The organism is Isoptericola sp. b515, from assembly GCF_030588125.1.
GTDB classification, from domain to species: domain Bacteria; phylum Actinomycetota; class Actinomycetes; order Actinomycetales; family Cellulomonadaceae; genus Isoptericola; species Isoptericola sediminis.
Genome location: NZ_JAUQYR010000003.1, coordinates 187,273 through 198,257 on the forward strand (window position 1 = coordinate 187,273; position 10,985 = coordinate 198,257).

At 69.3% G+C, this 10,985-nt stretch carries 10 protein-coding genes and 6 tRNA genes; 11 read left to right on the forward strand and 5 right to left on the reverse strand.

Features of this window, described 5'->3' with window-relative positions; translation table 11 throughout:
* Positions 1 to 28: 28 nt before the first annotated feature.
* Together Q6350_RS09860 and Q6350_RS09865 are read left to right on the forward strand one after the other, a co-directional pair.
* A complete protein-coding gene (locus tag Q6350_RS09860; protein ID WP_305066045.1) occupies positions 29 to 1,960 on the forward strand; it encodes an ATP-dependent endonuclease in 1,932 nt (643 codons plus the stop codon).
* Positions 1,950 to 3,464, forward strand: a complete 1,515-nt coding sequence (locus tag Q6350_RS09865; protein ID WP_305066046.1) for a UvrD-helicase domain-containing protein — start codon at positions 1,950 to 1,952, stop codon at positions 3,462 to 3,464. Before Q6350_RS09860 ends, Q6350_RS09865 begins: the two co-directional genes overlap by 11 nt.
* Before the next feature lie 460 nt (positions 3,465 to 3,924).
* Here Q6350_RS09865 and Q6350_RS09870 read toward each other — a convergent pair.
* From Q6350_RS09870 to Q6350_RS09885, 4 genes are all read right to left on the reverse strand, one after another.
* Positions 3,925 to 3,999: transfer RNA gene (locus Q6350_RS09870), tRNA-Val, on the reverse strand.
* Positions 4,000 to 4,089: 90 nt separating this feature from the next.
* On the reverse strand, positions 4,090 to 4,956 hold the full coding sequence (locus Q6350_RS09875) for an aminotransferase class IV (protein ID WP_305066048.1): 867 nt from the start codon (positions 4,954 to 4,956) through the stop codon (positions 4,090 to 4,092).
* Between the two features lie 5 nt (positions 4,957 to 4,961).
* Positions 4,962 to 5,573, reverse strand: a complete 612-nt coding sequence (locus tag Q6350_RS09880; RefSeq protein ID WP_305066050.1) for a dihydrofolate reductase family protein — start codon at positions 5,571 to 5,573, stop codon at positions 4,962 to 4,964.
* A 30-nt stretch (positions 5,574 to 5,603) separates the two neighbouring features.
* On the reverse strand, positions 5,604 to 6,773 hold the full coding sequence (locus tag Q6350_RS09885; RefSeq protein ID WP_370375389.1) for a chorismate-binding protein: 1,170 nt from the start codon (positions 6,771 to 6,773) through the stop codon (positions 5,604 to 5,606).
* Positions 6,774 to 6,846: 73 nt separating this feature from the next.
* On the opposite strand from Q6350_RS09885, the gene Q6350_RS09890 reads away from it, so the two are divergent.
* The 9 genes from Q6350_RS09890 (at position 6,847) to Q6350_RS09930 (ending at position 10,562) form a co-directional block, all read left to right on the forward strand.
* Positions 6,847 to 6,919 (forward strand) — tRNA-Gly (locus Q6350_RS09890).
* A gap of 57 nt (positions 6,920 to 6,976) precedes the next feature.
* Positions 6,977 to 7,047 (forward strand) — tRNA-Cys (locus Q6350_RS09895).
* A 1-nt stretch (position 7,048) separates the two neighbouring features.
* Positions 7,049 to 7,123, forward strand: a tRNA-Val gene (locus Q6350_RS09900).
* Between the two features lie 112 nt (positions 7,124 to 7,235).
* Entirely contained in the window at positions 7,236 to 8,777 is a 1,542-nt protein-coding gene (locus Q6350_RS09905) for an MFS transporter (protein WP_305066053.1), read from the forward strand.
* 10 nt (positions 8,778 to 8,787) lie between these two features.
* Positions 8,788 to 9,075, forward strand: a complete 288-nt coding sequence (locus tag Q6350_RS09910; RefSeq protein WP_305066054.1) for a DUF2277 family protein — start codon at positions 8,788 to 8,790, stop codon at positions 9,073 to 9,075.
* A gap of 44 nt (positions 9,076 to 9,119) precedes the next feature.
* A complete protein-coding gene (locus Q6350_RS09915; protein WP_304604121.1) occupies positions 9,120 to 9,836 on the forward strand; it encodes a flavodoxin family protein in 717 nt (238 codons plus the stop codon).
* A gap of 136 nt (positions 9,837 to 9,972) precedes the next feature.
* A tRNA-Gly gene (locus tag Q6350_RS09920) sits at positions 9,973 to 10,048 on the forward strand.
* A gap of 1 nt (position 10,049) precedes the next feature.
* Positions 10,050 to 10,124, forward strand: a tRNA-Val gene (locus Q6350_RS09925).
* A gap of 144 nt (positions 10,125 to 10,268) precedes the next feature.
* Positions 10,269 to 10,562 (forward strand): hypothetical protein, encoded by a 294-nt coding sequence (locus tag Q6350_RS09930; protein ID WP_304604122.1) that lies wholly within the window; start codon positions 10,269 to 10,271, stop codon positions 10,560 to 10,562.
* 24 nt (positions 10,563 to 10,586) lie between these two features.
* Here Q6350_RS09930 and Q6350_RS09935 read toward each other — a convergent pair whose 3' ends face one another.
* On the reverse strand, positions 10,587 to 10,820 hold the full coding sequence (locus Q6350_RS09935) for a hypothetical protein (RefSeq protein WP_171248168.1): 234 nt from the start codon (positions 10,818 to 10,820) through the stop codon (positions 10,587 to 10,589).
* Positions 10,821 to 10,985 lie beyond the last annotated feature (165 nt).

A 10,985-nucleotide genomic window follows, 5' to 3' on the forward strand; every position in this document is an offset into this window, starting at 1 on the left:
AACGTCTCGACACCGAATCGGAGCCTAGGTGTATCTCCGACGGGTACAAGTTCAGGGAATGCGGGGCGTTGCCGGCGGTGAGGTCGAGGTCGACCTCCCGGGACGCTTCTCGGTCCTCATCGGTGCCAATGGCTCCGGCAAGACGACGATCGCCGATGCGATCTACCTTGCCCACCATCGTCGCTTCCCGACACTCCCGCGGCCGTCGGCCGCCTCACTCGGCCCGGGAGAACGCGCAGTTCGCCTCGAGTACTACTACGAGGAACAGCCCAACGACGAGGGCCCGCTCGGCAAGCGCCTTCAGGCGCAAACGGGCCGAACTAGTCCGGGAACTGCTGCGGCCTGGTGGTCCCGCACCCTTCGCAGGGACCTCGGAACGGTTCGCGCCGAGACACTCGAGAGGAATGACGTCGAGTCTCAGATCCGACTGATATATCTGCCGGCGTGGCGAAACCCAGTCGACGAACTCTCGCGGCGAGAGGCCCGAATCCTGATCGAGCTTCTGCGGGCGCAGCAACAGGACCTCACCTCCGGTCGGGACCTGACCGCGCTGCGGGCATTCGCCTCCGGTCTACTTGAGCACCTGGCGAAGGACGAAGTCCTGGCCCGGCTCGAGCAGCGGGTCGCCGGCGAGATGCGTGCGCTGTCGGCAGGAGTGCGCCGCAACTTCCCATACATTCGCGGACAGGTCGTTGACGACAGCTACTTGGCCCGGGTCCTCGAGCTCATGCTCGCAACGGTGGAGGGCCGCGAGAACGCACTTCCCCTCGAGGTCGTCGGCCTCGGCTACGTCAACCTCCTCCACATTGCCGTCACGCTGGCGGCCATCCCGCGTCCGGCCGCAGGGCCGACTGCTCCTGTCGGGAGCGGCAGTTCGCCATCGTCCAGCGGTGAGGAGGTCAACGAAACCATCGATGCAGACGAGGATGCAAACGGTGCAGAGAATCGTCTGCAACAGGCCCGTGCGGAGGCAGAGAGCGCTGAGGACTCGTTCTTTCCTGATGAAGACTTCCACGTCACCCTCGTCATCGAAGAACCGGAAGCGCACATTCATCCACAGCTGCAGCACGCGCTGGTGCGCTACCTGAGAAGGCAGGTCGAGGAACGCCCTGAACTGCAGGTGATCCTCTCCAGCCACGCGCCCGAGATCATCAGCGCATGTGACCCTGAGGATCTCGTGGTCGTGCGTCGCCTTCACAACGACACGCGAGTTGCGCGATCGATCGCACGGATTCCGTTCGCTAGCAAGGACGAGGTCCTCCGCAAGACTCGTCTCCACCTCGATGCAAGTCGCTCAGCAGCACTCTTCTCGGACCGAGTGCTTTTGGTCGAGGGGGTTACCGATGCCGCGCTTGTTCGCGAGTTCGGCCGGGCTTGGGCGGCCGGCGACGATGATCGTCAGGGTTTCGTCGATGCGCTTAGCATCGTGCCGATGGGGACGAAAGTCGGGTCATGGGCCGTCCGCCTCCTGGCCACGCGAGGCGATGAGCTTTGCTCGAAGGTTGCCGTCCTGCGCGACAGCGACCTCGCCCTTGATGAGACTCCAGCGCAGCCGGGATGGGCGGCTGCACACGATCCAGACGTTGTCCGCGTTGCCCAGAGTCACCCGACCCTTGAGCCGCAGGTCACTGCGGGCAATGAGGGACTGGTCACAGAGGCACTCCGGGATATGAACCTCAACCCGGCCGATGACGTGACGGTCATGCAGATCTATCGGGCTTTCAGAAGCGCCTACATCGACCCCGCCGACGGGTCCAAGGTGAAGGCCGGCAGGTACTCGAGCCGGAAGGGCGAGTTTTCTCTGGCTCTTGCAGCGCTGCTGAGGGCTAACCGCCACGACCTCATCGAGGAACATCCAGTGGTCGTACCTGAGCCCATCGCGGAAGTGTTGGACTTCCTCTACGGGAACGGCAGAACGACACCAGGCCCGTTCGGGGCGGCGACGTCTGATGGCGATTAGCGCGGGCGCGCTGGTCGACTCCCTCACCGAGGGGCAGCGAAACGCGGCCGGCTCGCGTTATGAACGCATCTTCGTAGAGGCAGGTCCGGGAACAGGAAAGACGACGGTCTCGGCGTTCCGCTTCGGGGCCCTGCGCTTCGACCCCGAAGCGCGAGGGGATCCGAGAGCCGTCCTCGCAGTTTCATTCACACGCGCGGCTACCAAGCACCTGCGTCGGCGAATCCAGCGTACGTGGGGCCCGACGGCGCTAGCTTGGCCTCATCGCGTTGTCACACTCGACACGGTCATGGTCGAGCTGCTGCATGCCCTTCTCTCGGAGGGCTTGGTGAAGTGGCCGGGCGGCCACGTTGTCCTTGAGGTCCATGACTCCTGGAGATCATTTGGAAGTTCCTCATTCAACCGGACAAGCTACCAACTGGAGTTGTCAGGCGACACTGTTGTCGCGCAAAGAGTCTACCTCCCCGCGAATCGCCCGGGAATACCCGGTACGGAGATCCTCCCCCACATCCAGCGCGGCGTCGCGACTCATGAGGACGTTCGTTCCGTACTGGAACAGGCGCTGGCGAAACCCGAGATGCGGGCGTTCATCGAGCAACGCCTTCGCACTTCGACACGAGCACTCATTGTCGATGAGGTCTTCGACGCAAACGACCTCGACATCACTGTCATTGAGGTGGCGTGTGCAGGCCAGATAGAGCTCTCGGCGGTCGGCGATCCTTGGCAGGCACTGTATGTATTTCGAGGCGCAAGGCCTGATGCGGTGCCAAAGCTGATCGAACGTTCCGAGATCCACTCGTACGTTCTGGACCGGTCCTTCCGCTGGGAGACCGACGAACAGCGAAACCTTGCCAGTGAACTCCGAGCCGGAAGGCCTGTTGATCTCGCGCCGGTGACGATCGACTCTGCTGACGATCTCGACGTGGTCCTCGGGCTCACGTGGAAGGAGCTGTGGGACCTCGGTGGATCCGTACTGCCACTGGCGTTCCATGGCTTCAAGGGCGGGTTCGAGGAGGCTGCGGCAACTCTTCTGCTCGACTATGTGACGAGAACCGTTCTGGACGAGCGGGCGACCTACCTCCGAGACGCGCTCACCGCCCTCGCAATCAAGAACGAGCCCGCCGTTGACGAGATCAGTGGCGACCTACAAAGAGTCGTTGAGCTCCTCCGCGGCGGCGGCCGTTCGGCCCCCAAGAATGCATACCTCCGCCTCATCGATGGCGTCGCCAAGATCTCGCCGCGACAGCTGCGAGCGCCCCATCCGTCACACACGACGAGGTTGAAGCTCATCGGTGAGCGACTGGCCCACCCGGGCCGCCCGATCAAGGGGCTGACCAGCCACCAGGCCAAGGGCGGCGAGTGGGACCTGGTTGGAGTTCGCCTCGATGACCATGCTCGGCAGCGCCTGACTGCAGGGCTCTCGGTGGACAACGACTCCGACCGCAAACTGTACGTGGCGTGCACGCGGGCCCGGCGACGAACCGTCAGTGTCGAGCCGAAGGAGTGACGTCACGGCTCATCGATGCCATCGCGACATCCGACCCCACTACTGCACCAAATGCGGTATTACATGCACGACGGAGCGCGGACCCCGGCGACCCCCTAAGGGCGGAGAGCCGGCTCTCAGCCAGCGTTCCAGCACGTTGCCCTCTATTCAGGACGAAGAGGTCGCAAGCGTCAATTTGGCCACTCTGTACCAGCGGACCTCCGATGGGCCCCGATGAAGGTTGGAACTGCACTCGACGTCGCTGCAGGGATCAAGCACGCCATCGGGCCGAGCCCCAAAAAGCACCCCGATGCTGGACCACCGTACGGACCGGCGTCGATGCCGTCGGCTGCCGCCCGAGTCCACACACGTTCGGGGAGATAAGCCAGCAGTCAAACCAACAGAGCCGATCCTGAACCCCCGCCGACAAGGACAGAGGCCCTCTGACCGAGCATCTCCGCTGGCCAGAGGGCCTCTGTGCTGGTGGGCGATACTGGGTTCGAACCAGTGACCTCTTCGGTGTGAACGAAGCGCGCTACCACTGCGCCAATCGCCCGAGTGCGTGGTCGATACTAGCCACAGATCCGGGGTTGCTCCAAACCGGAACGGTGCGGCGTGGCCCACACCCGGACGACGACGCCCCAGGTCACGGGTCGAGGCGCTCCCGGCAGTTCTTCTCGAACACCTCCCGCACGGCGAGCGTGATCTCCCCCGGTGCGACGTCGACACCGTCGAGCCAGGTGATGGGCTGGACGTTGCGGCCCGAGGACGTCAGCGCCAGCTGCACGCCGCCGGTGGTCACCTCGTCGAGCACGGTGAACGGCAGCTCGCCCTCCCGGGCCTCGCGCACCGGCAGCCCCGCCTCGGCACCCCACTCGAGCACGAGCGCCCGCGTGATCCCCGCCAGACAGCCCGTGGACAGCGCCGGGGTGAGGAGCTCACCGCCCCGCTCGACGAAGATGTTCGACCCCGTGCCCTCGCAGAGCTCGCCCACCGTGTTGGGCAGGATCGACTCGTCGCCGCCCTTGGCCTTGGCGTCCGCGAGCGCCACCACGTTCTCCGCGTACGACGTCGTCTTGAGCCCGGCGATGGGCGACCGCTCGTTGCGCGGCCACGGCGACCGGGCCGAGCGCGACTCGGGCATCATCATCGAGTCCTGCACGGCGACCACGACGCTCTGCGCGCCGGGGACCCGCATGGAGCCGAGCGGGCCGATGCCCGCCGTGACGGTGATGCGCAGCCGGCCGTCGAACGGACCGTCGAGGCGCACGGCCTCGTCCAGCACGGCGTCGACGCCCTCGCGCACCCGCTGCTCGTCGGGCGCCTCGAGGCCGAGCCCGGTCGCGGACCGGCGCAGCCGCTCCAGGTGCCGCGTCAGCGCGAACACCTGCCCGTCGAACACGGTGCACGTCTCGAAGACGCCGTCACCCACCGTGATGCCGTGGTCGACCGCGCTCAGCGCGGCCTCCCCGGCTCCGACCAACCGACCTTCGGCCCAGATCACGAGACTCATGGTGCTCAGTCTGCCCGACGCCGGTACACCAGATGGGTCACCTCCCCTGCGTGCCGTGCCGAGACGGCGTCGAGGTCCAGCCGGCCGACGCCGTCGAACAGCCTGGTCCCGCCCGGGATGTCCAGCACGACCGGGGCGACGTGCAGGCGCAGCTCGTCGATCGCCCCGGCGGCGAGGTAGGTGTTGACCGTCGAGACTCCCCCGGCGATCGAGACGTCCCCGTCGCCGGCCGCCTCGACAGCCCGGCGCAGCGCGTCCTCGGCACCGGTGGTCACGAAGTGGAAGGTCGTGCCCCCGGCCATCACCAGCGGCTCGCGCGGGTGGTGGGTGAGCACGAACACAGGCGCGTGGTACGGCGGCTCGTCGCCCCACCACCCCGTCCAGTCCGGGTCCCACGGGCCGGGGTCCGGGCAGAACATGCCCCGGCCCATCACGAAGGCGTCGGCCTCCAGGATCCCCGCGACCTCGTCGGGATGGTCCTCGGCGTGCTCGAGCAGCCACGTGTGCAGCACCTCGCCGGTGCCGATCACGTCGCCGAAGGGTCGCTCACGGGTCTGGTGCGGTCCGGCGGCGAAGCCGTCCAGGGACACGGACAGGTCGCAGGTCACCCTCGTCATGCCGGTGCTGACGCCCGAGGGGCCCCGGACTCATCGGTCGGGGCGGTGCGCGGGGGCGCCCGAGGCGAGACCGACCAGCCGGGCGGCCTTCAGCTCCGTCTCGTGCCACTCGGCCGCGGCGTCGGAGCCCCACGTGATGCCGGCGCCCGTGCCGAAGCGCAGCGTGCCGTCGTCGTCGGCCCCGCGTTCCCACCAGAAGGTCCGGATCCCGACGGCGAGCTCGGCCCGGTCGCCGTCGACCCAGCCGACAGCACCGCAGTAGGGCCCGCGTGCCGTCGGCTCGAGGTCGTCGATGATCGAGAGAGCCGACGACTTGGGCGCACCCGACACGGACCCCGGCGGGAACGTCGCGCGGAGCAGGTGACGCCACCGGTCCGGTGCGGCGGCGACAGCGGACGTCAGCGTGCCCTGCACCCGCGAGACCAGATGCACCAGCCCCGGGTGCTCCTCCACGCCGAGGAGCTCGGTCACCTCGACCGTGCCGGGCTCGCACACCCGCTGCAGGTCGTTGCGGACCAGGTCGGTGATCATGACGTTCTCGGCACGGTCCTTGCCGCTCAGGCCGTCCGCCGTCGGTGCGGTGCCCTTGATCGGCCCGGAGGCCAGCCGTCCGTCCTCGAGGGCCAGGTAGAGCTCGGGGGACGCGGAGACCACCCAGACGGGGGCGACGTCGAGGCCTGCCGGGACGTGCACGGCCGCCCCGTACGGCGCGGGGTTGCCGGCGGCCAGACGCGCAGCCAGCGCGGCCGCGTCCGGCTCCCCCGACCCGGTGCCGGGGTCCGTCGCCGGCAGCGGGGCGCTCAGCACCCGGCACACGTTGACCTGGTAGACGTCGCCCTGACGGATGTGCTGCTGGACGCGTCGAACGGCCCCCTCGTACTCGCCGCGGGACATCGACGTCGCCCAGTCGTCCGGGGCCGGGCCGGACCAGCCCGCCGCCGGGTCGTCGCCCCGCTCCGGGGGCCCGCCGGCGGTGACGTGGGCGAACCGCCAGGCTCGCGCCCGTCCGCCGCGCCCGAACGCCTCGAAGTCGACGACGACGAACCAGGGCCCGGGGTCGCGGAGCCGCTCGGGGGCGACCTCGAGGTCGACGCACTCGACGACGTCGGTCGCGAGACGGCCGGCGAAGGAGGCCCAGGAGGTCGGTGCACGCACGGCTGCACGGTATGCCAGCGAGGCACCGCGAGGCGATTGGACCATTCGGGCACCGTCCACTAAAGTTTTCCTCGCGCCGGAACACCGCGGGGATCACCCCTGCACCAGGTCCGGTCGTGCGGATGTAGCTCAGTTGGTAGAGCACCACCTTGCCAAGGTGGATGTCGCGAGTTCGAGTCTCGTCATCCGCTCGGAGGCCCACTCCCCTGCGATCTCGGCAACGAGCGAGCCGGTGAGCACAGTCTCAAGGTGGGTTGGCCGAGAGGCGAGGCAGCGGCCTGCAAAGCCGTATACACGGGTTCGAATCCCGTACCCACCTCGGGCGATTGGCGCAGCGGTAGCGCGCTTCCCTGACACGGAAGAGGTCACTGGTTCGATCCCAGTATCGCCCACCACCACAGGCCCCGGACCACACGGTCCGGGGCCTGCTGCGTTCCCCGGAGATCCGTGCCACGCGAGTGGCCGACAGCGGTGCTACGTTCCAGACGGATCACCCCGGGAGGTCCCATGGTCGAGCCCGAGCCCACCGCCACCACCGACGCCCGGACACCGCTCGGCGTGATGACGGCGGCCTGCGTCTCCACCCTCATAGTCAACGCGAACACGTCCGCCGTGGCCATCCTGCTCCCGGCGATCAGCGACGACGTCGGCATGTCCACGGAGACCCTCCAGTGGGCCGTGACGGGCTACCTGCTCGTCGGGGCGGCCACGATCGTCACCTCCGGGAGCCTCGGGGACGTCTTCGGCCGGCGCAAGGTGTTCCTCGGCGGCCTGCTGCTGTTCATCGCGTCGTGCGTCCTTATCGCACTGGCGCCGGGCGGCTGGGCTGTCATCGTCGGACGCTGCATCCAGGGCGCCGCCGGGGCCACGCTCGTGGCCGGCGGGCTGAGCATCCTCACCATCGCCTCACCGCCCGGGAACGCGCAGCTGCGGGCCGTGTCCTACTGGGGGTCGGCCTCGGCGGTCGGGGCGGCGGCGGGCCCGCTGCTCGGCGGGGCGCTCGTGAACACGGTGGGCTGGCAGGGGTTGTTCTGGCTCGACGCGGCGATCGCGGTCCTGCTCGTCCCCCTGACGCTGCGTGCGGTGGCCGAGTCCTCCGACCCGACGCGCAGCCGGTCGATCGACTGGGCGGGCAGCGCGCTCATCGCCCTCGCCCTGGCCCCGCTCATCCTCGGCCTCACCCAGGGCGCGACCTGGGGATGGCTCTCGATCCAGACGCTCGGCTGCTTCGCGGTGTCCGTCGCGTCGACGATCGGGTTCGTCGCAGTCGAGAGCAAGGTGTCCGCCCCGCTGATCGACCTCGGCCTGTTCCGCAACCGGCGGCTGGTCGGGGCGACGATCGGCATCCTCATCGGCGCCGCCGCGATCAACGCGATGATGTTCCTGCTGAGCCTGTTCTTCCAGGACCCGGCCGCCTTCGGGATGGACCCCTTCGAGGCGGGGCTCGCCACCCTGCCGGCGACCGTCGGGATGGTCGCCCTCACCCCGGCGGTCCCCGGGCTGACCCACCGGTTCGGGGTGCTCGCCGTCGTCGGGACGGGGTTCGTCATCATGACGGCCGGCTTCGTGGTGCTGGCCCTGGCCGGCGCCTCGTGGGGCTACCTGGCTTTCCTGGTGCCGATCGTCATGACGGCGGTGGGACTGTGCCTGTCGAACAATCCCTGTTCCTCGGTCGCCACGGGATCGGTCGACCACTCCGAGGTGGGCGGGGCGTCGGGCCTGTCCAACATGGCGCGCTACGTGGGACCGGCGGTCATGACCGCCGTGGTCGCCGCGCTGTACGCGGGCATCCCCGCGAACCGTTCCGCGGCCGGGGCGTCCGCCACCGACGCCCTGCTCGCCGGGTTCCACGCAGCCGCCCTCGCGCTGGCCGTCGTCTCGGCCCTGGGGATCGTGCTCGTGTGGCTGATCCGTGGCTACCGGGACAAGCACGCGCCCGAGGGGGTCGACGTCGCGATCGCCGCCGCCGCGCCCGTGCACACGGTCCCCCGGCCCGAGACGGGGCCATCGACCGCGACCCGGACGGCGGCATCGGGCGACCCGGCGTAGCGTCGATCGCATGTGCCGCAACATCACCACCCTGCGCGGCCTCGAGCCGCCCGCGACCGCGGAGGAGATCGAGGCGGCCGCTGCCCAGTTCGTGCGGAAGGTGACCGGCGTGGCGTCCACCGTCGCACCGGCCTCCCGCGAGCCCTGCGAGGCGGCCGCCGCCGAGATCGCCGTGATCGTCACCCGGCTGCTGGACGACCTGCCCGCCCGCCGACAACCGCCGGCCACGGTCCCGCCCCTGCGCCGACCCGAGGTGCAGGCGCGGATCGCCGCCCGCAGCAGCAGCGCGACCGCATGACGTCACCTGGCGTCCCCGCGGGACGTCGAGACCCAGGAGCGACTATGGACCAGCCCGAGCTCGACTTCTCCGCGTTGAGCGCCGTCTTCGTCAACTGCACCCTCAAGCCGTCCCCGGAGGTCTCGAACACCCAGGGACTCATGGACGTCAGCGCCGCGATCATGCGCAGGCACGGCGTGAGGGTGGACGAGATCCGCGCCGTCGACCACGACCTCGCCCCCGGGGTCCAGCCGGACATGACCGAGCACGGGTGGAGCCGCGACGACTGGCCGGCGCTGGCCGAACGGATCCTCGCCGCGGACATCCTCGTCCTCGGCACGCCGATCTGGCTGGGCGACAAGTCCAGCGTCTGCACCCGCGTCGTCGAGCGGCTGTACTCGCTGTCGGGCCGGCTGAACGACGCCGGCCAGTACCTCTACTACGGCCGCGCCGCGGGCGTCGTGATCACCGGCAACGAGGACGGCGCCAAGCACGTGGCGATGAACGTCCTGTACTCCCTGCAACATCTCGGCTACACCATCCCGCCCCAGGCCGACGCCGGGTGGGTCGGCGAGGCGGGGCCCGGCCCGTCCTACCTGGACGAGGGCTCCGGCGGCCCCCAGAACGAGTTCACCCAGCGCAACACCACGTTCATGACCTGGAACCTCATGCACATGGCCGCGATGCTCCGGGCCGCCGGCGGGTTCCCCGCGTACGGCAACCAGCGCAGCGCCTGGGACGCCGGCACGCGGTTCGACCACCCGAACCCCGAGTTCCGCTGACGGCACCCGGCCTCTCGGCCCGTCGTCCGCCGGAGGCCCAGGTCACACCGGTGGAATTGGACCTGGGACCCGCGGTCCAGTAATGTTCCTCAGGCACCGGCACGCGGGGATCACGTCCTCGGAACTGTCCGGCCGTGCGAACGTAGCTCAGTTGGTAGAGCACCACCTTGCCAAGGTGGATGTCGCGAGTTCGAGTCTCGTCGTTCGCTCCACGGGCGATTGGCGCAGCGGGAGCGCGCTTCCCTGACACGGAAGAGGTCACTGGTTCGATCCCAGTATCGCCCACCAGCGCAGAAGGGCCCCTGTATCGCGGAGACGCGATACAGGGGCCTTTCTCGTCGGTGGGTGCGGGCGCCGTACGAGCCCACGAGCCGTCGGCCGACGGACGCCGACTCTCCGACCGGCCCGAGGACGCCCGGTACGCTCGCGGGCGTGAACGCCGACGACTCCGCCGACAGCCCGCCCGCCGTCTCCGCGACGATGCACCGGGCCAAGACCCGCGCGCGGGCGTCCCACGTCACCGTGGGCCGGACGCGCATGACGGACGAGGGCACCGTCGAGATCGACTGCTCCTGCGGCATGGTGCTCACCAACGGGCCGCAGTGGTCGCTCGACGAGCACATCCGCCTGCATAGGGCGGAGGCGCGTTACCTCGCGCTCAGCGAGGTCGCTCCGGCCGGCATGCCCCGGCTGATCCCCGTGGGCCCCGACCGGCTTCCGCGCTGACCGGCTCCTGGCCGGTCGGCGGTCTCAGAGCTCGTCCGGGTCGTCCCAGGAGTGTCCGCTCGAGGCGCCCTCCATCGGGCGCAGGACGGTCTGCGACAGCGACAGCGGCGCCTTCGTCGCGTCGCCGCCGGGTCGGGGGTCACCGTGCTCTTCCGTGGCCGAGCGCTGCCGCGGCGCGATCCGCGCCTGGGAAGCGATCGACTCGTCGAGGAGGGCCCGAGCTCGGTCGGAGTCGGCCTCCTGTGTGTCCTTAATCATGTCCCAGGTGTATCAGCGGGGCGGCGTGTTCGCCCGTGCTTGGCACACTATTCTGCACACGGGTGCACTCCTGCCACCCCGTCGGCACCGGGACGTCACACCGTGCGGCGACGCGACGCCCTCTGCGCGACACGACCCTCCCCTGCCCGTGCCAGCGCCGTATGG

Bases quoted from the DNA above. Each gene is read 5' to 3' on its own strand.
- Q6350_RS09865 (WP_305066046.1), top strand. From the start codon at position 1,950: ATGGCGATTAGCGCGGGCGCGCTGGTCGACTCCCTCACCGAGGGGCAG.
- Q6350_RS09875 (WP_305066048.1), bottom strand. From the start codon at position 4,956: ATGAGTCTCGTGATCTGGGCCGAAGGTCGGTTGGTCGGAGCCGGGGAG.
- Q6350_RS09880 (WP_305066050.1), bottom strand. From the start codon at position 5,573: ATGACGAGGGTGACCTGCGACCTGTCCGTGTCCCTGGACGGCTTCGCC.
- Q6350_RS09885 (WP_370375389.1), bottom strand. From the start codon at position 6,773: ATGGTCCAATCGCCTCGCGGTGCCTCGCTGGCATACCGTGCAGCCGTG.
- Q6350_RS09905 (WP_305066053.1), top strand. From the start codon at position 7,236: ATGGTCGAGCCCGAGCCCACCGCCACCACCGACGCCCGGACACCGCTC.
- Q6350_RS09910 (WP_305066054.1), top strand. From the start codon at position 8,788: ATGTGCCGCAACATCACCACCCTGCGCGGCCTCGAGCCGCCCGCGACC.
- Q6350_RS09915 (WP_304604121.1), top strand. From the start codon at position 9,120: ATGGACCAGCCCGAGCTCGACTTCTCCGCGTTGAGCGCCGTCTTCGTC.
- Q6350_RS09935 (WP_171248168.1), bottom strand. From the start codon at position 10,820: ATGATTAAGGACACACAGGAGGCCGACTCCGACCGAGCTCGGGCCCTC.